We start from the raw sequence: 24,040 nt of genomic DNA on the forward strand, positions 1-24,040 counted from the left end.
CCGCGGCCCTGCTGGCGCCTTCTCCGCACCGTTTAGTAACCGAGCGGGCGCGTGTAATCATACTCATCCCACACAACTGTCTCTCGAAAGACATAGCCATCCACTCCTGTCTTCGGAAACCACGAGGTTCGTGGCTTGTAGGGTGAGATGGGCAGATAGACATACCGGCCGTGCTCCATCCCGTCCCGCACGCTTTGCACCACGACAAGGTTTCTCCGGTGTGTATACACCTTCAGCGGGCGAAGCTGCTCAATTCGCGGAGCCCAGTAGGCGCTCGGGATTTCCTTCTGCAGCGTGTCCCTGTGGGCAAGCACCGCCTGCGAATAGGCCGCCTGCGTTTTCCACGCATCCCGCTGCACTCCCTTGCGAAACGAGGATCCCGTCTCCGCCTGGCCCTGCATGCAGCTGCAAAGCAGCAAACCCAGCAGCCCCACGACCACACGCAGTCCGGTCCTGGCAGAAAAAAGCATCGGTCTCATGTCGTGCACCTTACCCTGGCATCCACTCCCTTCAATCACGAACCCTTATCCGCTCGATAGGGCTGGTGCCCGCTGGAACCACCTGAAAGCTTTAAGCGCAGACAGGTTGCAGCGTGACAGCGCTCCCATTCCTAAGCCCCTCTTGCCTTCATCTCCTCGATCTGCTTGGTGGCGATCCCGATTGGCCTGTCCAACGGCACTCCCGCGCAGGCCAGCAGAGTTGTCAGCAGATCGCCCTGGTTCCCCTTCGTTTCCGCCAGGAAGCGCCCCGTACGGATCGAGCCGCCGCCCTTTCCCGCGATGATGAAGGGCAGGTTTTCTCGCGTGTGCTTGTTCCCGTCCTCCAGTCCCGAACCCCACATCATGATGCAGTTGTCCAGCAGTGTCCCGTCGCCCTCGCGCAGGCTGGCCATCTTCTTCACCATGTAGGCAAACTGCGAAATGTTGAATGCCGTGATCGCCGCCACTTTTCCCACTTTGTCCGCCTGGTTGTTGTGGTGCGTCTGCGAATGGTGCTCGTCCTTGAAGCCCAGCTCTGGATAAGACACTCCGTTTGGGGTCGAACCAATATACGTGCTCACACGCGTCGTGTCGGTTTGAAAAGCCAGCACATTCAGGTCGCACATCACCTGCATGTATTCACTGCGCTTGTCTCCTTCCGGAATTTTGATCTCGATCGGCGGTGAATCACTCGCCTTTCGCTTGCTGCTGCTTACGCCCGCCTTCTCCAGTGCCGCCTCTTTTTGCCGGAACTCAATCGCCGCGATCCGCCGCTCCACCGCGCGCACGCTGTCCAGATACTCATCCAGCTTGTGCTGATCATCCTGCGGCAGCTTGCGCCGCAGATCCTTGGCACCGCCGATCACCAGATCCAGCATGCTCTGGTCCAGCGCATTTGTTTTCGAGTCCCCCGCCTTCCCGCTGCCCATTGCATTCTGATTAAACAAGCGGTTCAGCACACTGCGCGGATTGATCTCAGCGGGCACCGCCTGTGTCGCTGATCTAAAACTGCAGTGCGAGTAGTAGCCCTCGTTCAGACCTTCCTGATTCTCCTTGTGCGTCTGCGGCATCGTCGCCAGTTCCAGCGAAGGCAGCGCTGTCAGCGCCCCCACATAATTCGCCGCGATCTGATCCGCCGAGATTGCGATGTTGATCCGGTTCCTCTGGCGCGCATTCGGCAACTGCGCCGTCAGCCACGTCGAAAGCTCCAGCGCATGAGGCGCCCCATTGAATGGCGCTATCGGTATTCCCGAGATCCCCTTCATCAGCAAACACTGGTCCAGCACCGGCCTCAGAGATTCCAGTGCTGGGGGCGGCGACTTCAGAAAGCTCTCAGGAGAAGCCGGCCAGAACTGGTCCATGATCACCCCATGCGGCATGTACATAAAACCCAGCCTCACCGGCGGCTTTACAGCTGCTTTTCCCTTCACCGCCTCAGCCCACCCCATCGTCTCCAGCAGCGGCAGCGCCAGAGATGCGCCGATGCCACGAAGGCAGGTGCGCCGGTCGATGAGATGTTTGTGGTTCAGAGAAAAGAGATTCATGGATAAAAAAGCAGGCGGCAGATGACTTCTGTAAACTACGCGCCAGGTCTGGCATTTTGTGCAGAGATCGTGCCACCCGCTCAGCCCATCGCACGCTGGCACCCACCCCTCTGGCATGAGGAGAAAGCACTCGCCCATGCTTGCTACGCCGCGCGGCACAAGTGAGATTGGCCGGGTGAAAAATGCCACTCACGCAACATGCAGGCCTTCCAAAAACTGGATCCGTACCGCCCTGGCTACCTTCTCAGCCATCACCACCTGCGTGCTCATCACTTCATGCTCACACCGAACTCCGCCTGCATCCTTTTCGATCGCCCTCGAGCATGGCTTTGAACAGTCCAAAGTGGAAGTCTTGATCAATGGTCGTCCGCACTTCAAAGGCGTGGTCACATCTGACGCTTCCATGGGGCTTGCCAGGACGCTGCCTGCTACCGGCCCCTGCACTCAAATAGCCGTCAAAGTGCGCTGCAAAGACGGCAGTATGGCCTCCCAAAATTACTACCCAACCCCCTCCCGAGGTTTCTTCATCGGCGTAAACTTCAATCCTTTCTTCAACAAGATAAACTTCGAGCAGCGGGACGGGCCCGTTTTCTATGATTAGCTGCCATTTAATTTCCGGGCGCGGCAGCCTGACGCCCGGATGACGGTGAGTCACTTCTTGCCACTGGCTCCGCCTCCGACCGTCTCCACCACCCGCCGGTTCATAAACGGATAGCTCGTGACCACCGCTGTGATCACACTCTGCATCCGGTAACCATTCTTTTGGATGTCGTTCATCAGACCATCCACCACGATCTCATCATAGCCCTCAAGCTGCCGGCACAGCGCATACGCAAGCAGCTTCTCCGTCAGATTCCGCGCGAGCTCATCAGAGCGTGCGGCGATGATGCCCTTCAGCTCTTTCGGTGCGGAGAAGCGCTTTCCGCCCGGCAGTTCGCCCGCCGCATCGATCGCGCCGCCGGTTTCATCCGCGTTTCTCCAGCGGCCGATCGCATCGAAGTTCTCCAGCCCGAAGCCGATCGGGTCCAGGATCTTGTGGCAGTTGGCGCACACCACATTTGTCCGATGAAGCTCCGTGCGCTGCCGCAGCGTCAGGTTCGCGATCTTCTTTTTGTCCTGCTTTTCCAGCGTCGGCACATTCGGCGGGGCAGGGGGCACATGCTGCCCCAGTACCTGCTCCAGCACCCACACCCCGCGCTTCACCGGGCTGGTTCGATTCGGAAACGAAGTCGTCGCCAAAATCCCCGGCATGCCCAAAATCCCACCTCGATTGGCATCCGTCAGTTTCACCTTCCGCATTTGCGCGCCCTTCACTGTGTGTTCCATGCCATAGATCGCCGCCAGTGTCTCATTTAGGAAGGTGTAGTCACTCTGCACAAAGCTCACCACGCTGCGGTTTTCTTGCACGATGCTTTCGAAAAACAACCGTCCCTCGTCGTACATCGCCGTGCGCAGGGCGGGTGTCATCTGCGGAAATTTCGTGGTATCAAAGGTCTTGTCGGCCAGATCCCCCAGCCCCAGCCACTGCGCGCCAAAGCCGTCAAACAGCGCCCGCGACCGCGCGTCCTTCAGCATCCGCGCCACCTGCGCCCGCAGCACCGCGGGTTCGTGCAGCTTGCCTTCATCCGCCAGCGCCCCCAGTTCGTCATCCGGCATGGTGGACCAAAGCAGATAAGACAGACGCGAGGCCAGCTGGTAATCATCCAGCGGCACAATCTGGCTCCCCGCCGCCACCTCATTCGCAGGAGTAATGTACAGAAACTGTGGAGAAACCAGCACCGCCTTTAGCATCAGCCGAAGTGCCCCGTTGTACCCCAGCTTGTTCCGCAGCCCCAGGTCAAACACACTCATCAGCACATCCAGCTCCTCCACCGATGGTGGTCGCCGGAACGCTCTTCGCGCCAGACCGCGTGCCACCTGCTGCGCCGCTGCCCGCTCATCCCCTCCTGCTGCGGGCGCAGGACCCAATAAGCGCTTCTCCACCGCCGTCGGAGACGCATCTTTTGCAGAAAGCACACGCTTTAGGGCGTCGTTTGCTATGCCCAGATACTGCTCCATTTGCAATGACGAAAGTGTGTTCATGTAGCCCTCGCCAGCTACCTCGTCTGGTAGTTCGCTTACCACGCTCGCATCCACGCTCAGCAGATCGTGCAAAGTGTTTCCATATTCCGCTTTTGTGAGACGCCGGATCACGAATGCTCCCGGATCTTTCGGGCTCAGGTATTTTAGCTGTTCCACCCAGTCCACGAACATCTGCCGCTCGTGATCTGTCGGCTGCTTGTCGGCCTCCTCGGGCGGCATGTCGTGTGCGTTTACCGTTGCCAGACCCATCAGCCAACGCCGGCTGTAGGCCGCATCGCTCGGATTTTTCAGCGCGGGATGATAGGTCACCCCGCCCTTCATTTTCCGATCACCGTGGCACTCGAAGCAGTAGTTCTTCACAAACGGCTCCACTTTTTCTCGAAAGGTTTTTTTTACCTCGGCTTTCTTCGCTTCCATCGCCATATCCTCAGCCGATGCAGGGGACTTCTGCTCCTGCGCAGCACCAGAACAAGTCCACACCAGGGCACAGCACAAAACAAACGATCGGAGGGGCGTCAAAGTGATCATCAAAAGGGGGGTGAAGTTACGCCCGTTCGAAGCCTAGTTTATCTCCCAATGTGAGTGGTGCCGAGCCACCATCCTTCTTCCCTCACTTGATACCGACCAGAGCGCTTTCCTTCAAACCCGTCCGTTCATTGCACGAGTTTCCACGACTCATGATTGTCTGCCTTTCTGCCGGGTAAAGAAATCGCTCCAGATGGTTCTCTTGGATGCCTCCAAATATCGGAGTTGTATTCTTACTCCAGTCTTGTGCCAGTTCGAAAAAGTCGGTGCTACAAGCTCACATCCAAAATGCTGTGCCACTTCGATTTGAAGTTAAAGCTGCATAGGGAGAGTCACCGGCAGATCAATGTCAGTGCTAGCCAGTGGTGCAGCTAAAAAACCACTCATTATGAAACTTAGCTACACCTGTCTTGTCAGCTTCATCCTGACTGTGTCATGCGCTTTCCAAGCGCAAGGCGCCACTCCATCGCGGCCCACCCGCGTCTCCTCCCTTCAGGGGAAGAAATCCCCCATCCTCCGCGCCACCGGCGAAGTGGACGGTCCTACTGTTCGGTTTGCAGAAATGATCGGCGTCGAAGTACGCAATGCCCAGGATGAAAAGCTCGGAAGGATCAAGGCCATCACCGTGGACCTCGCCAACTCCCGCATGGTCGAAGTCCTCGTAGGCTCGAAGGCGGGTCTGTTTGGATTTAACGAACGCCTCACCCCGGTCCCTCCTCAGGCCATCACCTATGATGATTTTCATGAGGTGGCGCGACTCAATGTGACCCCAGCACGATTCAATGCCGCACCGACGATCAGCCGCAGAGATTCGGCCACTTATGGCCAGCAGGATCGCATCGTGGCGGCCAGCCGTTATTTTGGTGTGGTTCCGTGGTTCGCTCATGGTGGAAAGTCCTCCGGACCACGCCTGGGCTACGTGCAGACCACCGAGGCCATTGAAATGATGCAGATCAAAAATCCCCAGGGCAAATACCTTGGAGAGGTTGGCCTTCTGTTGTTGAACTTGCGCGCAGGTCGTATTGTCCAGGTCGTTGATGAATCAAACAGCATGGACGACAGCAACTACCACATTCTGCCTCTCAAAGCGCTGAGCTACAACAGCACCTACACCGGCCTTGTTCTCAATGAGACTTTTCCTGAACTCCTTCGCCAGCCGCATCTGCGTTGGAGCAACAGGGACGGTGGACCCACAAACTTCGTCGAGGAGCGCTCCCCCATCCTGAAAGTTCCCGCGAAGACTGTCAAAGTCGCTTCCGCTCGCTAAAACGCGAATGGTTCGCTCTGGCTCGTTTTAAAGCCTTTTTCCTCCCTCAGCCACGCCCTGCCCCAGGGCGTGGTTTTTTGTAGCTTCGTTGCCTCGCATTCCGAGTGTTTTGTTCACTTTTGGGGCACAACCTCAGGCAGCACGTCGCAGCTAATGAACACCGCCTGAAGGATGTCGCTCCTCTCAAACTCTGGCTTCCCCGTTGGTTTCCACACCCCCAGCAGTTGCGCTGCTCCGTCCGGCATCAGCAGAGTCGTAGTCACCTTCGCCGCATGGTAATGTGTGAACGGAAACTCCAGCCGGTGCCCCTTTGGATCGACAAGGGTTTCACGCAGCTCCTGCGGCAGCGATGTATGAAATTCGGCCGTGGCCACCACATCCACGAGACTCCGGTCTTCCGTGAGATTTCCTTCCAATGTCATCATAAAGCCCGCCTGCCGCATCTCCTGCACCACCGCCATCCGGCCCTGCTCATCCATGCTCAGTTCAGCCAGCGCCTTGTGCTCCAGCGCATCCACGGTCATGGCCTTGATTCCGGGAGTGGTCTCGATCCGAGATGTTCCGACCTGCTTCACCTCGCCGAATGCCATCAACCTGTCCATCTGCAGCCGGTGATCGCAACGCCCCGCCGCCTCCCTCATCGCACTACGGATCAAGTTCCCCGGCCCCTCGATGACATGTGTGGTGAAAACCAGTGAGCGTGGCAAACTCCTGAGGCCGCACGGCCCCAGGAAGGCCTCCGCCAGCTCCATGTGGTTGCGTTGGTTGCGCACGATCAGCCTGTTCGTCTTCGCATTATATTCGGCTTTGGCTCCTTCAGGAAACGGGATGCCCGCCTCCTCCAGCATCTGCCTGGCCGTTTTCCCGCTGCTCAGAAAATCCGGCGGCACCAGGTACACTCTCGAGATCCATTCATTCTCCTCCGGCATCGGGCTTGTCTTTTTCACCTTCTCGGGCGGTCGATTCTCCCACACTTGCTGCCGCACCACCATTCCGTGCAGAAAGGAAGCCCACAGCACATCCGCATCCCCGCGCCCTGGTGGCTTCCCCAACGCCAGCAGCCGTGTGCCACCGCTGGCCATCGTCATCCCCGTCACCACATGGGCCGTGTGGAATTCCGGCAGGCTCATTTCAAATAGCTGCTTCGCCGTTGCATCGTGAAACATCTCCCGGCGCATCGCTGGCGGCGCTGTGTGCAGTTCGTAGTCCACCTCGACCCTCAAGCTGTGCAGGTCATCGCTGATTTCCGGTTCAAGAGACAGCAGCGATCCCACCGGCCGCGTTTCAAACTCGATCTCCGCCCGCCCTTTGGCATCCGGCAAAAAGCTCGCGACATGTTTCCACTCCCGCGCCGCCTGCACCTCCGCCTTCACCCCGGATTTCGACTCCAGCGCATGACTGTCCACGAAAAACGCCTCCCCGCGTGCCACCGCTTTTTCAATCTCCCTCCACATCTCCGCGTGATCTCCCTCCCCGGCAGCTTTCTGTGCCAGCACGCGCAGCAGCGGCCCCGGTGCCTGCACCGTATGCAGCGTGAAAAAACTCGTCATGAGCCGTGCCGGGAAGTAGTCCAGCTCATCTCTTGCCTCTCCCTCCTCGGTGTCCGTCTTCTGTTTCACCTCTGTAGCCTTCTTGCCGATGGGTGGCTGTTTCTCTGCGGCTGCACGAGAATCGGGTAGAGATTCAACCGCACGGCCGCGTGTGGTGATGAACGCCATCCACACCAAATCTTCGCCGCCCGCCTTGCCTCCCGGCTGCGCCATTCCGAGGATCTTCGTGTCTCCATTAAACAGAAACAGTTTGGACTCGAAGTGAACATGGCGCACGTCCGTCACAGGAATCTCCACCGCGCTGCCGCTTTTCGCGTGGGACACGCTCATACCGCGCGTTTCCGGCGTGGCGGGGAAAAGATCAAGCGCTGTGGTCAGCCTTATCTCCTCGCTCATGGCTCCCGCGTGCGCTTCCAGTTCAAGCCTCAGCCCCACCGGCTGCATTTCCGTCCCCATTTCTGGCACAGCTCGGCCCTGTTCGTCCAGGCTCACGACGTCCGCCCGTCGCAGCTCATGCACCGTTTCTGTTCGCGCCCGCGCCCCCGGCCGCGCCTCCAGCCAGGCATCTCCCACCACCCTCACCCGGCTCCCCTCCTCGCTCCCCTTTGCGAGCAACACCTCCAGTTCCTTCACCGCGTTCATCTTCCGCGCTGCCGCCGCATTCATCTCGCGCATCAACTTTCCCGGCCCCTCAATTACAGTGAGATGGCATACCACGCTCACGGGGGCCTCCGCCTTGCGCTCCTGCACCACGAAATCCACGACCTCCAAATTTTCCGCCGTGTTGCGTACCACCAGCCGGTTCCTTCCCAAGTCGAAAGAGGCCTCCGCCCCCGCCGGAAATGGCAGGCCCCAGCTTTCCAGAGCCTCCCTCACCGTCTTACGCTTGTAGGGGTAGTTCTTGTCCAGGCCCGCGTTCGCAGACGTCAGGAAGTTCAGCGGCGTTGCATACTCCCGCGTCACCATCGCCTCCTCCTTCTGCTTCTCGGGCACTTGAGCCAGCCCAAGCCGGACTCCGCCCGTCATGAGGAGGATTCCCATCACCATCTGCGCGAGATATGCATGTTTCATTCAGTCAAAATACCTGCTTCCGTCGCACTTTGTCGAGTCCTAACCCTCGAATAGGACTTGTCCCTGATCGCATCCTCCGCCTTCCTCCCCATCCCCCGGAGGTCAAATACGCGTTGCAAACTGTCTCAAAATACCACAGTCTATTACACCATGAAAATCAATACCAGCATTACCATCGATCCCCGCATCGCCAAGCTTGCCAAAAAGTACGCCGAGCTCGATGACCGCAGCTTTGCCAACTACGTCGAGCGCGCTGTTGCCAAACAGGTGGAGGCGGATCAGGCCCGCGAACAGTCCAGCGCCAAGCCCGCTTCCAAAGCCAAGAAGAAGTAAGCACGGGCAGATCGCTGCCCTGCTCCCTGGCCACTCGGCAGGCACCCACCGAGGAGATCATGCGTGTTTGTTTTCCGGCTGCCCGTGCGCTGGAAGCATGTGCTTTCTATTCGTCCAGGCCCGTAGTAACGAAGCCGGTGCCGGCGATTTTTAAAGCTTTTAGCACCGAATAAGAAGGTGCGCCTGGCCTTCAGCATTTGATTGGCGCTCTGCCTTTGTAAGCCAGGAGCCGCCCACCTCCCCAAATGAAGCAGCTTGGGAAATTGAAACCGTGGAGCTAAGGGGATTCGAACCCCTGACCTTCTCATTGCGAACGAGACGCTCTACCAACTGAGCTATAGCCCCAACGTATTGCCGAGGAAACGCCGGGCCGATCTCCTGCAGCCACCCGAGGATAGACTGCATATTCACGCGCCCGTAACGAATCTTCGAACGACCCCCATTATGCGGTGGTGCTGCATTCCGGCAAGCTGATTTGTCACCCCGTGGCACTCCTTCTTTTACGCTGACACCCGTTCCTTCCCGTTAGCAGGCCGAGGTTCCGTCTTTCCCTGTTCGGGGCTTTCCGCCATTCCTGCGATTTTCGGAGAGGGGGCTCGATTCAAAAGTAGTTCTCAAGTTTCTTGAATGATTCGACACGTGCCAAAAGTTTTTGTCGATGCAGTGGCAAATTGGACCGCTCTAACGTTCCGGAATGTGTCTCTACGTTTACCGAACAAAGGGGCCTTCGTGTTCGCTGCGAACGCTCATCCTGCGGCAGGCGTTCAGGTGACCTGGGGGCACAATGGGCAACCCTGATGAGAGAAGTTTCGCCTCAGGCATCCCCTGAGCCGGTGGGCAGGGTGCAGTCAGGTTGAGCGAGTGGGCTTGCTTTTCTATCTCTTGCCCATCATGAACACATACACCACATCCTCCTCCGAACTCTCCTCCTCCGCCACCACTGCTGCTCAAACATCCGAGGCACAGCAGCCTCAGGACGAAGAACTCATGGCCGCCATTCAGCAGGGCGATGCCGTTGCATTGGAAACAATGATCCTGCGTTACCGCCGCCTGCTGAAGTCCGCCATTATGCGCACCGTCAGCGATGACGCGAGTGCTGAAGACGTGCTGCAGGAGTGCTTCCTCGAACTGTGGAGGCAGTCGTCCCATTACTCGCCTGCCAAGGGCCGCCCCATGGCGTGGCTCATGACTCTGGCCAAGCGCCGGGCAATCGATCACGTGCGCCGCTCCATGGCCTACAGCCGTGCGAAGGACCGGATGGAGGGCGCCATCCAGCAGTCTGAAACGTTTACCCAGGGCACGGCTTCTGAGTGTGAACAGGCGGACATGGGACGCGTGCTCACCCAGCACCTGACCCTGCTGCCACAGGCGCAGAAGGAAGTGATCGAACTGGCCTTCCTGCAAGGCATGAGCCAGCGCGAAGTCGCGGAGGCCACGCATACCCCGCTGGGTACCGTCAAAACACGGATGGAGCTTGGATTGAAAAAGCTGCGCCAGGTCTTCCGCACCCGCAATGCCATCCACACCCTCCAGGCTGCTTGAAGCTTCAGAAAAGCATGCGTCGGCTGCTGCGTCCTCACGGAAAAAGGTTTTCCATGACGCACTCCGACACAGAGCTTTTGCATTCGGCGAAAAGTTCAGGCGGACACAGATTTCTGCCTCCCACATGTGGAGATGAAACTGCGCCGCCTTGAGCGCTTCAACGGACAGAATTAATGGAAGAGGTTTTTCAAACTCCGTGCGATCTTGTCCAGCTTGCGTTCCAGATGCAGGTCCTCGACTGATTCCATACCATGGGATAGTGCCTCGCTGCCTTGCTCGACAAGATGATTCAATCGTTCCTGAATGTCTTCCAGCAGGCGCTGGGCACGGCTGCGCGGCGGCGGCGGTGGCTGCAAGGCGCGCGTCAGCAGCATGGCCACCACGCCGATGCCTGCGGCCACCAGCATGGCGCCGCCCGGGTTTTTGCGGACACAGTTTTCCACCTGGGCGACGGATCTGGAAATGCTGTCGGGAATGTGAATATCGGGTGCAGTTTTCATGAGGGGAGTAGGTTTTTTGGGGATGGATTTGGCAGCTGCGTTCTCCAGGAAGGAACTCTCCCGGAGTGGAAGCAGCGCGCCCATCCCTGTATTCGCGCCCGCCCTTTTTTTGGCTGGGAGCATCTTGTAACCAGGAACTCACGCATGAGGCACAGCGACAGAAAAAATGCGCCTGCCAAGGAGGGGCAGGGCCCGGTTATTCTCGCGGTCGTTGGCGCTCGAAGGTGGTCCTTACCCGCGGCTCCGCATGTCTGCGGAAATGACAGGCAAGACTGCCCAGCATGGTGCCGCCAAAAACCAGCGCCATCAGGTAAAATCCAAGCAAAAGTGCGAACGCCATGCCGGTCAGGCAAAGGGCGCTCAGTGCGACCAAGGGGGAGCTGAGCGAAAGCTCATCCAACGGGATCTGCCTGCTGAGCCGCCACAGCAGCCGCTGATGCAAAGGCCTTCTGCGGTTGGCCGAGGGGCCGCCTTCGCGCACTCCATGCCAGTAGCCGGCATTTCGTGTGGAAAGTCTGAAATCCCGCCACTGCTCTCTGCTCATCGTGTTTGCTCCATTCATAGGTTTTGGATCATGGTTCAAGGTTCCGCGTTCGATTCGTTTTCTTTCTGCGGCGTGATCCTGCCACCGGGGGTGGGACATTCGCGGGGTGACAGTGCGTCTTTTTTCAATATTCTGCGCGCCAATGCCCGCCGCCGCCCGCCATTCCTCCGCAGCCAAAGCTTCATCCTCCCCTGCGGCGTCGCGCTCCGGCGTCAGCCGCCCCGCCATCTGGCGTGTCATGGAGATCCACAAGATCATCCGCACCGGGCGCCATCCGAACTGCACCACGCTCGCGCGGGAGATTGAAGTCACACCGAAGACCATTCAGCGGGACATCACCTTCATGCGCGATCAGCTGGATCTGCCGCTGGAATACCACCCCGTAAAACACGGCTACTACAACACCCGGCCGGTCACCGAATTTCCCATTCTGCATCTGTCGCGCACCGATCTCGTGGCGCTCTTCCTCGCACGGCGCGCACTGGAGCCTCTGCGTGGCACGCGGTTGGAGCGCATGCTCTCCGACAGCTTCAGCAAGATCGCCGAGGCCTGCCCCGGCGAGGTGTCCATCCAGTGGCATGAACTCGATGACGCCTTCTCCGTCAAAGCCGCCGGCGTGCTCGCTGCTGACGTCACGCTGTTTGGAGATTTGCTGGATTCCATCCGCGCCACTCGCGAAGTCTCCTTTGATTATCACAAGCTTACCGGCTCACAGCCCGAAACCCGCACGGTGCAGCCCTACCACGTCGGCCAGATCGAGCACGGCTGGTATTTGATCGCCCACGATCCCGCGCGCCAGGCCATGCGCACTTTCGCCTTGCAGCGCATCTCCCGGCTGGAGATGCTCAAGTCCAAATTCACACGCAATCCCGCCTTCAACGCCCACGACCATCTCGGTGGCGGCTTTGGCGTCTGGAGTTATGCAGAGGGTGCGGCTCGCAGCCACGATGTGTGTATTCGCTTTGAAGGCTACGCCGCCCGTGTCGTCGCAGAGCGTCAGTGGCACCCCTCCCAGACCATTGAGAAGCTCAAGGCGGACGGCAGTCTCATCGAATTCCAAGCCACTCTCTCCGGCCTTGAAGAAATCACACGTTGGATTCTGAGCTGGGGCAGCAAGGCTCGGGTTCTGGGCCCGCAGGAACTGAAAAGACGAGTGCAGCAGGAAGTGGCTGGAATGGTGGAGTAAAATTCGCCCTCCGGCATTCCCTGACCTCTGAACCTAGGACCAGATCAGGTTGTCTGGCGTCGTCAGCGAGTATTTCTTGGCTCATGAAAACGTCGCTCTACACCACCAAACCCTCCGGGCCTCCTGCGTTGGAAGCGGATAAAGGTTCATTCTCTGCTTTAGACCGCCAGCACAGCGAATCTCGCCTGCATTTCCGGCGCCTCAATGATGCTGATGAGACTGCCGGAGATGAAGGCATTGATGACGCTGTGGACGATGATACCCGGCGGGTAGTTGAAAGCAGTCAGCCATAACCGTGCAGGGTCTTGATACATCAGCCCCTCACATCTCCACCAATTCCTTCCGTTGCGCAGGGAGGGCCAAGGGCTGCGCCTCACTGACTTCGCTCATGTTCATGCTTGGCGCATCGCCCTTCGGCTTGCGTCCCGTCAGGCGGCAGAAGTCGTGGTAGGTGAGGACTTCAAAGGTGCGGTCGAGGTGTTCCACGATGACTGTCATGCTTTCCACCCAGTCGCCGGAATTGAGGTAGTGCACGTTCTCAATCATCTTGTCCGCCGGCGTATGGATGTGCCCGCAGATGATGCCGTGGCAGTTTTTCCACTTCGCCAGCTTTTGCAGCTGCTCCTCATAGCGGCCTACAAAGCTCACCACGTTTTTCACCTTCATCTTCACCCAGCGGCTGAGGGAAAACGCCTCCTTGTTTCGCCAGCGCAGATAGGCGTTGTATGCACGGTTCAGGCGCAGCAGCACCTCGTAGCCCACCGCTCCCACCTTTGCCAGCCACACGTGGTTTGTCGTCACATGGTCAAAGCCGTCCCCATGCACCACCAGGTAGCGCCCATGCGGAGACTCATGGATGTGCTCGTCCACCAGCGAAAGGCCCGCCAGCTTGAACGGCAGAATCTTTTCAAGAATGTCGTCATGGTTGCCCCTCAGGTAGATCACCTCCGTGCCTTCCTTTTCCATCTTCTTCAGCACGGTTCGCACAAAGTGCGTATGCTCCTGCGTCCAGCGTCCGGAGCCTCTCAGCGCCCATACATCGATGATGTCGCCGTTCAGCACCAATTTCTCACACTTGCAGTGGCGGATCAGATGCGCCGCCTGCACGGCCTTCGAATCCGCCATGCCGAGGTGGACATCGGACATGAACAAGGTCTTAATGCGTAGTTTGGTTTTCATAGGAGTGGGAGCGACGAGGGGTTCTCACAGCCATCAAAACGAAAGTGGCTGTGAATAGTAACGGCCCTGTCACAGGCATCGCCTTGGTGCCTGATGGATGAAAGGCGACGAGTGAAACCTTTTCGTCACTGGGGGGCATCCGTGGAGAAATCCATTTCTGCCGCACTGCTCCTACCACTTTGGCATTTTGGTCGCCTGCAGGTAGCGGTCGATGTCATGTGCCTGGTTTTCTTCGACGCGGCTGCTGCGCTCTGGTGCCGCTTCACGACTGTGGCACGCACGCCACACAAACCACAGGCACGTCGCAAACAGCGCCAGCGCTACAATCGGTCCCCCGTGCCTCCGGATGAAACGCGTCTGCCTCTGCCATTCCAGATAGCTGCGGAGTTCGTCGTGCTTTTTTCGGGACCTGAACATGATCTCATTTTGAGATGATGAAGCAGGGGCAAACAAACGGGAAGTCGTCACAATACTGTTGCGCCTGAATTCACTCGGTCTGCGTTTTGATTTAGCCTTTGCGGCATCCCCGTCACCTGCGCTTCTTCGGTTCACTTCAGTCCTTTCGATTCTGCAACAAGCCGGCTGCCTGTCTTGTAGTGTCTTAAACGACAGTGATGCAGAGTTTTACCGCCCTCGGGATTACACGACCGGCTTACGCCGCTGTTCCGGTAGGATCTCTTGCACCAGGACAGCAACAAAATCGTCACATGCTCATCCGCCACATGCTGTGCGACGAGATCGTAACACGCTTGTCTTTGGCAGCGCTTCATTCCTGTCGTCACAATCCCGTCACCCACACATGAGCAAAATCCTAGTTGTCGATGACGAGAAGGACATTGTCGATCTTGTGAGCCTTCATCTGCAACGCGAAGGCCACGAAGTCGAGTCCGCAGGCAATGGCCTTGAGGTGCTGCCCATGGCCGTGAAGGGAGCTCCGGATCTCATCGTGCTGGACATCATGCTGCCGGGAATCGACGGCGTGCAGGTGCACCGCCGGCTGCGCGCGGACACGCGCACGCGCCACATTCCCGTCATCATGCTCACCGCGCGTGCGCAGACGAATGACCGCATCGCCGGTCTGGAGAGCGGGGCGGACGACTATCTCACCAAGCCCTTCAGTCCGCGCGAGCTCATGCTCCGTATTGGTGCCGTTCTGCGCCGATCCCAGAAGGTCGTCATGCTGGCAGAGCAGCGCATTGGGGAATTTCTGCTGGACCGCAAAAACATGTCTCTCTCCATCAATGGGAAACTGGTGGAGCTTACCATCACGGAATTGAAATTGATCACCACGCTGATGGCCAATCCGGACGTCATCCACTCGCGTGGAGAACTTCTCAGCGCGGTGTGGGGCTACGCGGACGACACTCACTCGCGCACGCTCGATACGCACATCAAGCGCCTGCGTGACAAACTGGGAGATCATGGCAGGCATATTGGCACCTTGCGGCGGCAAGGGTATTTGTTTCACAGCGTGGTCGGGGAGATGGCGGACACATGACCACGAAGATGCTGAGTGCCGGAGCGCTGCCTGGCACAGAGTGGAAAACAGGGCAGCTGGAGGCAGCTGCTCCGATGTGCATGCAGGACGACTGCCGTCTGTTCGGCTCTCTGCTGAATGAATCCCACCAGGGCATCCTGGTGGTCGATATGACAGGCGTCATCCTTTTTGTGAACCTGGCGATGAACGTGATGTTCCTCCCCTACCAGCTGGAAGTCGGCGCCACCCTAGGGAATGCGGCGGGTCTCGAGGCACTGGAACGCATCATCCACGAAGCACGTAAAAAGCGGTCACGCACGGAGACGGAAATGCGCCTCACGCTGCCTTACCTGGGAGAGTGGAATCATGAGCACCACTACCGCCTCTGCGCCGCTCCGTGGAGCGAAGGGGACCGCAGCGGTATTTGGGTGATGGTCGAGGACCACACCGAGCGCCATCTTACGCAGCAGACGCGCCGTGATTTTGTCACCAGCGTTGGACACGAACTGCGCACCCCTCTCTCGCTCATTCATGGTTACATCGAGACGCTGAAGAGCGGCATGATTAAAAATCCACATTCGCTGGTGCGCTGTCTGGACGTCATGGAGAAGCACAGCCGCCGGATGATGCGCATCATTGAAGACATGCTCACCATTTCCCGGATGGAAGCCCAGGATGAACCACTGAAAACGGAGGTCTTTCTCGTGCGAGCCTGTGTGCAGGATGCGCTCGAGCATCTCACCCCGCTCATCGAGGTGCGGCAGCCGGTCATCACGTTGGACTTCCCTCCCGATGGCGGCCTTCTGGCGGGAGAGCGATTTTACTGGGATCAAATCTTCACCAATTTGATCGAGAAATCGCTCAAAGAAAATCCACGCACCGGGCTGCATCTGAAGCTCTCCGGCCGGTGGACAAAGCACGAGTGCATCCTCTCCGTCGAAGATGACGGGGTAGGCATCTCCGCATCAGATGCGCCTTTCGTGTTCAAGCGCTTCTACCGCTGCGCCAGCGAGTCCAGGCAGGAGACGAAGGGCTCCGGTCTCGGTCTGTCCATTGTCAAACGCGCCGTGGAGGCGCACGGCGGTTCCATTGAGCTGGAAAGCCAGCCAGGCCGCCGCACTGTTTTTATCATTCGCGTCCCTCTGGCACTGGGAGAATGAGGTCTTTGCGCGGGTTCATTTCACTGTGTTTGAGGGCAACGAAATTGTGACAGTGGATTGGTAGTCGGAGCAGGGCAGGGGTGGCAGCATCCGTCGCTTTCCCGAGGCAAGCCTTTGGGGAAGCAAACCTCCTCACCAACTCCACCTACACATGATGTTCAATCCAAAGAAAGCGATCACCCTTCTGGCAGCCGCCGGAATGGCCTTCGCCTCCACCGCGGTCAACGCGGCGACCACATACACAGCCGGGGACCTGCTTCTGGGCTTCCGTCAAACAGGAACGGGCGCTTCCACCAACAGCCTCGTCATCGACATCGGTCAGGCCTCCCTTTACCGTGATGCCACCGGCACGCTCAATCCGGTGCTCGGCACTGCTGGTTTGGACGCGGACCTTGCTGCTCAGTTTGGTCCGAACTGGTACACCGACGGCTCCGTGAAGTGGGCGATTGTAGGCACCACGGGCGCAGCCGCAGTCGGTGGAGATCCGTCCAACACCCTTTACTCCTCGCTCAAGCAGACCAGCGGGCTGAACACCGCTGGCTATGAACAGCTGGACAACGGTACCCAGGCCACCGCCACCACCGGCATCAACAACCTTGCCACCACTTATGCGGGCAAGACCATCACGGACAACGTCGCACTGATCCAATCCAACACCACCGCAGGCACCTGGGGCAAGTCTGGCACCGGCGTGGGCTCTGACTTTGGGTACAGCGGTGTCTGGGGCACCAGCCTTGAACAGGCAGTCAGCGCCACTTCCAAACTGGACCTGTCCCGTGCAGTGGCAGACAACATCAATGGTGGCGGCACCTTCGGTTCCATCGAAGGCACCTTCAGCATTTCCAGCACGGGCGGCATCAGCTTTACCTCCAATGTGGCGGCAGCTCCTGAGCCCGGCCGTGCCGCCTTCATGGCCCTCGGTCTCAGCGCCTTCATGCTTCGCCGCCGTCGTCCGGCGCGTGTCGCCGCTTAAGCCATCGTTCCATCTGTAAAATTCCCAACATTCCTTCAAATCCTATCCATGAAACTTAGTCTTCCTATATTCTCTGCCGCCGCAGCCCTGCTGCTGGCGACCCCGGCGTCCGCTGACGTCACCATCCGCATCACTGGCTCCACCGCCTTTCGGTCTGGTGCCATGAGCGCCATCAAAAACCTTTACAGCGCAGGCGTTACCTACGCCTACAGTGGCACCTCATTCAGCGGCACGACATACTCCATCTTCAAAGGAACGGTCTCCGGAATCTCGGGTGTGACCACCGTCAAGACCAACTGGTCAGGTTCCGCTGCCGGCATTCGCGACGTCAGCAACCAAAGCAGCATCCGCTGGCTTAAGGACACCACCACCACCAGCACCGGTGGCACTTCCGGTGCTGCTCTGGACAATGCCGCCACGGACGATATCTCCCCTCCAGACATCGCCTTCGCTGATAACACTCAGGACTCCACCATCTATACGGACAACACCCTGACGGCCACCAAGGTCGGCATCATTCCGTTCTCCTTTGTCATCAGCGGCAGCGCTCCGGCTGCCATCACCGGCATCACCTCCCAGCAGGCAAACGCTCTGTTTACCACCGGCTACCTCTCGGCTGCCTTGTTCACCAACAATCCCGCAGACGCTCCCAACCTCGGTGGCACGCTGGTGTATGCTTTCGGCCGCGATCCCTTCTCCGGCACGCGTATTGATTGCTTCGCTGAAAGCAGCGTGGGTATCACCACCACGGCTGTGCAGTATCGCAAGAACGCGACCACCGGCACCGACCCGTCCCAGACCATCACTGCTGTCGAGCTTACCCCGGAAGACACTGCCACCGACCCTCTTTTCCCAGTGGCAGCTGGCAACAACGGCGAAGCCAGCGGCGGCACCCTTGCTGACAACCTTCGCTATCTGAGCGGTCAGGTGTCCAACACCAACGGCATCACCACTCGCAATGCCTGCTTCCTCAGCTATCTGGGCGAAGGCGATGCCAATCGTGCGGTCAATGGCGCAGGCACAAGTGTCAATGCAAGCATCGTTCCTGGTGCCTCGAACGCCCCTCGCTACCTGAAGTACAATGGTGCCAGCGCCTTCGGCGGCCAGGCCCTCACCTTCACCACCAACTGCACCACCACCAGTGGCAGCGCTGTCGTCTCCATCCCCTCCGCCACTACTGCTCAGCTCAACAGCCTCGTCGTCGGTCAGCTCGTTCGCTGCGCCACCGGCCAGATCCCCGCTGACAGCACGATCGTCTCCATCGACAGCGCTGGCAAGACCATCACCGTCAGCGCCAACGCAACCGCTTCCAGCACCACGGCCACCATCGCCACTTCCATCATCCTGCCTGCCAGCATCTGGAACGGTGCCTATACCCTCTGGGGCTATGAATACACCACGCTGAAGCCCGGCGTGGACGGCAGTTCCACCGGCGCGGACCTCTCCAAGTTCAATTACTACACCGCCCTCACCAATCAGGTGAAGAACGTGGACTACTTCTCTGCTGGTCTGGGACTTAACTCGACCTCACTGAAAGTTGCCCGCCAGACCGATGGCGGTGTGGTTAAACCCAAAGTGGGCTTCTAATGCACGACACGGCAGCAATGCTTTGATTCAATCACAGGCCGGTGCGGAGATTTCTCTCCGCACCGGCTTCTTTATTACCGCCTTCTCTCCCATGAACTTGACGTCCCAGCCAAGGCTGCAGCATTCGCCATTTGCACAAGCCCTCTGCTTCGCCCTGCTCCTCTTCTCGTCTGCGTACGCTGGATTTCGCATGGGCTGTCCGCGGGGATCTTTGGCTGCTGGATTCATGCAGCCACATGGCATCGCTCAAACGCCGCCAGCTTTGCTCGAAAACAGCACCGCCGTTCATTCCAAAGTTTCTGTACCACCTTCCGCCGGCTATGCCCTTGCCGTGAATGCCTCTGACCTGCATTCATCTGCATCGCAGCTGGTCTCCGTTTCCAGCGACAACTCTTTTTCTGCTGTTCCGGTGAATGTTCCAACGACGCAGCCAGTCGCCGGCAATGTGCCCGGCTCCAGTGCATCGATCGCTGAAGTGGTCGGAATGGTTCCAGCTGCCGCGCCCGTCATCAAGCTCCCGCTCGTCTTTAGCAACATTAACATCGCGGCTCTCAATCTCACGAGCCAGGAAGTCGCGGGTATCGACCGCCTGCGCACCAGTTTCACCAAGGCAGTGGGCCAGCAAAATCCCAACGATCCCCAGTATGCCGAACGCTGGGCAGAAGCGCAGCCGTCGGCTGACGACAAACTCCGCGCGCTGCTCGGCTGGAACCGGTTCAACTCTTATCTTTTGCAGGCATCGCGCGTACGTTGATCTTTTGCGAGAAAGGGCAATGGAGCGGCTGTGAATGCTGGCAACCAACAGCTGGTGAGGGGGAGTGCTTCAGTTCTAATTCGCTGCATGAGAGATTTGAATGGGTGCGCAATCGTGGCTAAAAAACCGCTTGGTATGTCGGGGTTTGGCGGTTTCCTATAACATCAAAATCGCGATTCATAAGTGCTTCCGAGCTCTCTAAGTGGCGGAATTGTAACCGAAAATCGCGTTTTAACCGCATGGAGATTCAGATCTCCTTTCAAGCGTGACACAATCGTAACGCTGCGTGTCTTGAGGCTGCTGCTAGCTGGACAAATAAAGGGCTCGTCATTTTTACCGAGCCTGCATGCGCCCTTCTTCAACCAAACTCATCCAGCGTCTTTCTCTGTCTTGCAGGCAGGCGATATGGTGCTCGGCATGTCTTGTTGCCATGACGGTGCGAATGGTTGTTGCAGCAGCGGATTCAGCTCCTGCGGAGCCAGTCCTTGGAAACATCTTCATTCGCGAGTACCGAGTCCGTGGCTCAAAAAAGCTCCCGCAGCGCGAAATCGAAAAAGCTGTGTATCCCTTCCTCGGCCCGCGTCGCGGTGAGCAGGATGTGGAGCAGGCACGCCAGGCTTTGGAAAAGGCCTACAAGGACCTCGGGTATCAAACCGTGGTCGTTGAAGTGCCGCAGCAAGATGCGAAAGGCGGCGTCATCTTCATGCAGGTCGTCGAGGCCCCGGTGCGCCGCCTGCGCGTGAAAGGTGCCAAATGGTACCTCCCCAGCGAGATCAAGAAACATGCCCCTTCGATGCAGGAGGGTGTGGTGCCAAATTTTAACGATGTGAAGAAGGACATCGTGGCCCTCAACCAGTGGCGTGACCGCAAGGTCACGCCCGAGCTGAAGGTGGTGGAGCCCGGCACCGTGGACATCGATCTCATCGTTGCCGACAAGTCACCCGCACACGGCAGCATCGAGCTAAACAACCGCTACAACGCCAACACCACGCAGTACCGCATCAATGCCTCGCTGAGCTATGGCAATCTCTGGCAGCTGGGGCACACGCTTGGGCTGAGCTATCAGGTGGCGCCGGAGCGCACCAAGGACGCCAGCATCTATTCCGGCTACTACATGATGCCAGTTCCTGGTCGTGAAGGTCTGAGCTTCATGCTCAACGGCACCAAGCAGGACAGCAATGTCTCCACGCTCGGCGGCGGCGCGGTGGCGGGTCGTGGCGAGATTCTCGGCTTTCGCTTCATGAAGCAGCTTCCGTATGAGAGCGGCTACTTCCAGTCCCTCAGCTTTGGCATGGACTACAAGCGCTTCGGCCAGGACATCATCACCGCAGGCGTCACCACTTCCGCCCCTGTAACCTACTATCCCTTCACGCTGGCTTACAGCGCTGGAAAGGTGCGGGAAAAAAGCTTCACCGACTTCAATCTCGGTGCGACGTTTCACCTCCGTGGCATGGGCACGCGCCAGCAGTTTGCCAACCGGCGCTACCTTGCGGACGACGGCTTCTTCTATGTGCGCGGAGACGTCTCCCACACGCAGGATCTGCCGGGGGGCTTTCAGGCTTTTGCCAAGATCCAGGGCCAGGCCTCCGGCTCCTCTCTCATCAATACCGAGCAGATTGCCATCGGCGGCATGAGCACCGTGCGCGGCTACCTTGAGGCCACTCAACTGGGAGACAGCGGCATTATCGGCAGCGCGGAGCTGCGGAGCCCCACGCTCATCGGCACCTCGGACAAAAACAGCCCCGACGAGTGGCGCTTCTACGCCTTCCTGGAAGGCGGCCGTGTCATGATCAACAATCCGCTGCCTGCGCAGACGAGCCGCTATGACCTCGCCAGCACCGGAGTCGGCACACGCGTCCGTGTGAAGCAGCATATGCATGGCTCCGTGGATCTCGCCATGCCCCTCATCACTCAGCCGCACGCCATTTCGAACGACCTCTACATGCGCTTCCGCCTGTGGTTCGACTTCTAAATTTTTCTCTTCCCCAATGACCAAGCACCTCCCTCTGCTCTCCGCACTGCTGCTCTTCTCCACTGCGCTCTGTTCTGTCGCTCCCTCAGTCCATGCCGCCGAAAAGGCTTGGTGGAATGACAAGTGGACCCTCCGCAAAAAGATCGACATTGATACCACGGGCAAAGGCCTTCCCATCGCCGAGCCCATCGGTACTTCTGCCGTCCTTATCCGCCTCCATGAAGGCGCTTTCTCCTTCATGAACTCACGCGAAGACGGCAGCGATCTCCGATTTGTGGCGGACGATCACAAGACGGAACTGAAGCACCATGTTGAGAAATGGGACTCTCTCCTGCAAGAAGGCTATGTTTGGGTGCAGGTGCCCGATCTGGCCCCTTCCAAGGCCACCACCATCTGGCTCTATTATGGCAATGCCGAAGCTCCAGCGCCCGAAGCCGCCAAGGAGACCTACGACCCCAACACCACGCTGGTGTATCACTTCGGCGATGGGGCGAAGACCGGCACCGATTCTTCTGCCTCCGGCGCCAATGCTGAAGGGGCGCCAGCCGCAGCGCCGGCCTCCCTCGTCGCCAGCGGCCTTCGCGTCTTCGGGCAGGCGGCGATCAAGGTTCCTGCGCCACCGCTGCCAGAGTTTGCCCCTGGCGCTCCCGTGACCGTGTCCGCCTGGATCAAGCCCAGCGCACTGCAGCCCAATGCCGTCATCTTCAGCCGCCGCGACGGTCTCAATGTCTTCATCCTCGGCCTGAACAACGGCATCCCGTTTGTGGAGATCAACAAGCAGCGCAGCAGTGACGGCGCGCCCATCGCAGCGGGGGGCTGGCATCACGTCGCCGCCGTGGCGGATGCCGGAAACGTCACCGTTTATCTCGACGGCAAATCTTACGGAGCTGTGTCCGCCGCCATGCCTTCCATCAAGACCCCGGCGGAGATCGACAAAGACACCTCTCCCTCCGCCACCAGCTTCAACGGTTTCACCGGTGAGATCGATGAACTCCAGATTGCCAAGACCGCGCGCCCCGCCGGCTTCATCCAGTTCGCCGCTGCCAACCAGGGCACCACCGCAGACTCCTCCAAGCTCCTAAGCATTGGTGCTGATGAATCCTCCGAGCATGAGGAGGAGGGCGAGATCATGAAGCATCTCTCCCTGATCACGGACATCTCCAAAGACCTCACTTTCGACGGCTGGGTGGTCATCTTCCTCTGCACCGTTCTAGCCATCGTTGGCTGGATCATCGCCGCAGGGAAGGTCATGTATCTCAATACCATTGAGAAAGCCTCCAAGGAGTTCATGAAGCGCTGGGAGACCATCGCCGCCGATCTCACAGCCATCGACACAGAAGATGCCGAGAGCGTCAAAAACATCGGCGGCAGCGTCAGCTCCAAGATGCAGAAGCTCATGCGCCAGTCCCCGCTGTATCAGCTCTACCACCTTGGTGCGCAGGAGATCAGCAACCGCATGAAGACCTTTCGCCAGGTCACCTTCAATCCGCAGGAAAAAAAGGAGGCCAGGGTTATGGGCCTCTCCGGGCGTTCAATCCAAGCCATCAAGGCCACGTTGCACGGTGGCATGGTGCGCGAGGTGCAGAAGCTCAATGGCAAGCTGGTTTTCCTCACCATTGGCATCGCCGGCGGTCCTTACCTCGGCCTTCTTGGCACGGTGATCGGGGTGATGATCACCTTCGCCGTCATCGCCAAGTCGGGCGAGGTGGAGGTGAACTCCATCGCCCCCGGTATCGCCGGTGCTCTGCTGGCCACCGTGGCCGGTCTGGCCGTGGCCATCCCGGCGCTGTTCATCTACAGCTACCTCAGCTCACGCATCAAGGACGTCGTCTCCAACATGGAGACCTTCATCGACGAGTTCGTCACCAAGATGGCCGAACACTACAAGGAGTAACCGCACATGCAGGCCGACAACAAATCCTACGATGACATCAACGTCACACCGATGGTGGACCTCTACCTCGTGCTGCTGCTGATCTTCATCATCATGACCACCGCCGGGGTGCAGGGGGTCAAGGTCAATCTCCCGCGCGGCGGCCCCTCCACTTCCAAACCCATTGAAGGACCAAAGATGCAGGCCGTCACCGTGGATGACCAGGGCAACATCAAGCTCAACGCCAAGGCCGTCACCCTCGACGAACTTTCTACCATGCTGGAGGCCCTGCATGGCACCACTCCGGACTCGCCCGTGGTTGTCCGCGGCAGCACCGGCACGCCCTACCAGACCATCATGGATGTGCTCACCGCGATCGGTCGCGCCGGCTTCACCAACATCGGTCTCGCCACCCAGGCTCCGAAAAAATAACCCCCGCATC

Annotated in this window: 22 protein-coding genes and 1 tRNA gene; 13 read left to right on the forward strand and 10 right to left on the reverse strand. The window is 58.7% G+C overall.

Going from position 1 to position 24,040, the window contains the following annotated elements:
• Positions 1-32: 32 nt before the first annotated feature.
• Positions 33-479 carry a hypothetical protein gene (locus ACILSO_RS04520; protein WP_395736179.1) on the reverse strand — a complete coding sequence of 149 codons (447 nt, stop codon included), beginning with the start codon at positions 477-479 and terminating at the stop codon, positions 33-35.
• A 131-nt stretch (positions 480-610) separates the two neighbouring features.
• Positions 611-2,023: a DUF1552 domain-containing protein gene (locus ACILSO_RS04525; RefSeq protein WP_395736180.1), complete on the reverse strand. Its 1,413-nt coding sequence runs from the start codon at positions 2,021-2,023 to the stop codon at positions 611-613.
• A 136-nt stretch (positions 2,024-2,159) separates the two neighbouring features.
• Here ACILSO_RS04525 and ACILSO_RS04530 point away from each other — a divergent pair, with 136 nt between their 5' ends.
• Positions 2,160-2,624, forward strand: a complete 465-nt coding sequence (locus ACILSO_RS04530) for a hypothetical protein (RefSeq protein WP_395736181.1) — start codon at positions 2,160-2,162, stop codon at positions 2,622-2,624.
• A 50-nt stretch (positions 2,625-2,674) separates the two neighbouring features.
• On the opposite strand, the gene ACILSO_RS04535 is transcribed toward ACILSO_RS04530, so the two are convergent.
• Entirely contained in the window at positions 2,675-4,522 is a 1,848-nt protein-coding gene (locus ACILSO_RS04535) for a DUF1592 domain-containing protein (protein ID WP_395736182.1), read from the reverse strand.
• A gap of 496 nt (positions 4,523-5,018) precedes the next feature.
• Here ACILSO_RS04535 and ACILSO_RS04540 point away from each other — a divergent pair, with 496 nt between their 5' ends.
• Entirely contained in the window at positions 5,019-5,897 is an 879-nt protein-coding gene (locus ACILSO_RS04540; RefSeq protein WP_395736183.1) for a PRC-barrel domain-containing protein, read from the forward strand.
• A gap of 113 nt (positions 5,898-6,010) precedes the next feature.
• On the opposite strand, the gene ACILSO_RS04545 is transcribed toward ACILSO_RS04540, so the two are convergent.
• Positions 6,011-8,518, reverse strand: coding sequence for a hypothetical protein (locus ACILSO_RS04545; RefSeq protein ID WP_395736184.1), 2,508 nt, complete (start codon positions 8,516-8,518; stop codon positions 6,011-6,013).
• Positions 8,519-8,668: 150 nt separating this feature from the next.
• On the opposite strand from ACILSO_RS04545, the gene ACILSO_RS04550 reads away from it, so the two are divergent.
• Entirely contained in the window at positions 8,669-8,851 is a 183-nt protein-coding gene (locus tag ACILSO_RS04550) for a hypothetical protein (RefSeq protein ID WP_395736185.1), read from the forward strand.
• 272 nt (positions 8,852-9,123) lie between these two features.
• Here ACILSO_RS04550 and ACILSO_RS04555 read toward each other — a convergent pair.
• Positions 9,124-9,196 (reverse strand) — tRNA-Ala (locus tag ACILSO_RS04555).
• Positions 9,197-9,742: 546 nt separating this feature from the next.
• Between ACILSO_RS04555 and ACILSO_RS04560 the strand changes: the two genes are divergently transcribed.
• Positions 9,743-10,393, forward strand: a complete 651-nt coding sequence (locus tag ACILSO_RS04560) for an RNA polymerase sigma factor (RefSeq protein WP_395736186.1) — start codon at positions 9,743-9,745, stop codon at positions 10,391-10,393.
• A 170-nt stretch (positions 10,394-10,563) separates the two neighbouring features.
• On the opposite strand, the gene ACILSO_RS04565 is transcribed toward ACILSO_RS04560, so the two are convergent.
• On the reverse strand, positions 10,564-10,893 hold the full coding sequence (locus tag ACILSO_RS04565; protein ID WP_395736187.1) for a hypothetical protein: 330 nt from the start codon (positions 10,891-10,893) through the stop codon (positions 10,564-10,566).
• Between the two features lie 196 nt (positions 10,894-11,089).
• Complete coding sequence (locus ACILSO_RS04570) at positions 11,090-11,614, reverse strand: hypothetical protein (RefSeq protein ID WP_395736188.1); 525 nt, start codon at positions 11,612-11,614, stop codon at positions 11,090-11,092.
• Between ACILSO_RS04570 and ACILSO_RS04575 the strand changes: the two genes are divergently transcribed.
• Positions 11,580-12,623: a helix-turn-helix transcriptional regulator gene (locus tag ACILSO_RS04575; RefSeq protein WP_395736189.1), complete on the forward strand. Its 1,044-nt coding sequence runs from the start codon at positions 11,580-11,582 to the stop codon at positions 12,621-12,623. The two genes, ACILSO_RS04570 and ACILSO_RS04575, sit on opposite strands and share 35 nt — an antisense overlap.
• A gap of 158 nt (positions 12,624-12,781) precedes the next feature.
• Here the strand turns inward: ACILSO_RS04575 and ACILSO_RS04580 are convergent, their stop codons facing one another.
• The 3 genes from ACILSO_RS04580 to ACILSO_RS04590 all read right to left on the reverse strand — a co-directional run bounded on the left by ACILSO_RS04580 (position 12,782) and on the right by ACILSO_RS04590 (position 14,219).
• On the reverse strand, positions 12,782-12,937 hold the full coding sequence (locus ACILSO_RS04580; RefSeq protein ID WP_395736190.1) for a hypothetical protein: 156 nt from the start codon (positions 12,935-12,937) through the stop codon (positions 12,782-12,784).
• A 7-nt stretch (positions 12,938-12,944) separates the two neighbouring features.
• Positions 12,945-13,802, reverse strand: coding sequence for a UDP-2,3-diacylglucosamine diphosphatase (locus ACILSO_RS04585; RefSeq protein ID WP_395736191.1), 858 nt, complete (start codon positions 13,800-13,802; stop codon positions 12,945-12,947).
• Between the two features lie 171 nt (positions 13,803-13,973).
• The gene (locus ACILSO_RS04590) at positions 13,974-14,219 is read right to left on the reverse strand and encodes a hypothetical protein (protein WP_395736192.1); all 246 of its coding nucleotides are present in this window, start codon (positions 14,217-14,219) and stop codon (positions 13,974-13,976) included.
• 382 nt (positions 14,220-14,601) lie between these two features.
• Here ACILSO_RS04590 and ACILSO_RS04595 point away from each other — a divergent pair, with 382 nt between their 5' ends.
• The 8 genes from ACILSO_RS04595 (at position 14,602) to ACILSO_RS04630 (ending at position 24,030) form a co-directional block, all read left to right on the forward strand.
• On the forward strand, positions 14,602-15,300 hold the full coding sequence (locus ACILSO_RS04595) for a response regulator transcription factor (RefSeq protein ID WP_395736193.1): 699 nt from the start codon (positions 14,602-14,604) through the stop codon (positions 15,298-15,300).
• On the forward strand, positions 15,297-16,439 hold the full coding sequence (locus tag ACILSO_RS04600) for a sensor histidine kinase (RefSeq protein WP_395736194.1): 1,143 nt from the start codon (positions 15,297-15,299) through the stop codon (positions 16,437-16,439). Before ACILSO_RS04595 ends, ACILSO_RS04600 begins: the two co-directional genes overlap by 4 nt.
• Positions 16,440-16,590: 151 nt before the next feature.
• A complete protein-coding gene (locus ACILSO_RS04605; protein ID WP_395736195.1) occupies positions 16,591-17,412 on the forward strand; it encodes a PEP-CTERM sorting domain-containing protein in 822 nt (273 codons plus the stop codon).
• Between the two features lie 48 nt (positions 17,413-17,460).
• Complete coding sequence (locus ACILSO_RS04610) at positions 17,461-18,999, forward strand: hypothetical protein (RefSeq protein ID WP_395736196.1); 1,539 nt, start codon at positions 17,461-17,463, stop codon at positions 18,997-18,999.
• A 226-nt stretch (positions 19,000-19,225) separates the two neighbouring features.
• Positions 19,226-19,753, forward strand: a complete 528-nt coding sequence (locus ACILSO_RS04615; protein WP_395736197.1) for a hypothetical protein — start codon at positions 19,226-19,228, stop codon at positions 19,751-19,753.
• A 430-nt stretch (positions 19,754-20,183) separates the two neighbouring features.
• Positions 20,184-21,725 carry a ShlB/FhaC/HecB family hemolysin secretion/activation protein gene (locus ACILSO_RS04620; protein WP_395736198.1) on the forward strand — a complete coding sequence of 514 codons (1,542 nt, stop codon included), beginning with the start codon at positions 20,184-20,186 and terminating at the stop codon, positions 21,723-21,725.
• Between the two features lie 16 nt (positions 21,726-21,741).
• Positions 21,742-23,619 carry a DUF2341 domain-containing protein gene (locus ACILSO_RS04625; RefSeq protein WP_395736199.1) on the forward strand — a complete coding sequence of 626 codons (1,878 nt, stop codon included), beginning with the start codon at positions 21,742-21,744 and terminating at the stop codon, positions 23,617-23,619.
• Between the two features lie 6 nt (positions 23,620-23,625).
• Complete coding sequence (locus ACILSO_RS04630) at positions 23,626-24,030, forward strand: ExbD/TolR family protein (RefSeq protein ID WP_395736200.1); 405 nt, start codon at positions 23,626-23,628, stop codon at positions 24,028-24,030.
• Positions 24,031-24,040: the final 10 nt, after the last annotated feature.

Origin of the sequence: Prosthecobacter sp., assembly GCF_044226605.1 — a bacterium.
Classification (GTDB): domain Bacteria; phylum Verrucomicrobiota; class Verrucomicrobiia; order Verrucomicrobiales; family Verrucomicrobiaceae; genus Prosthecobacter.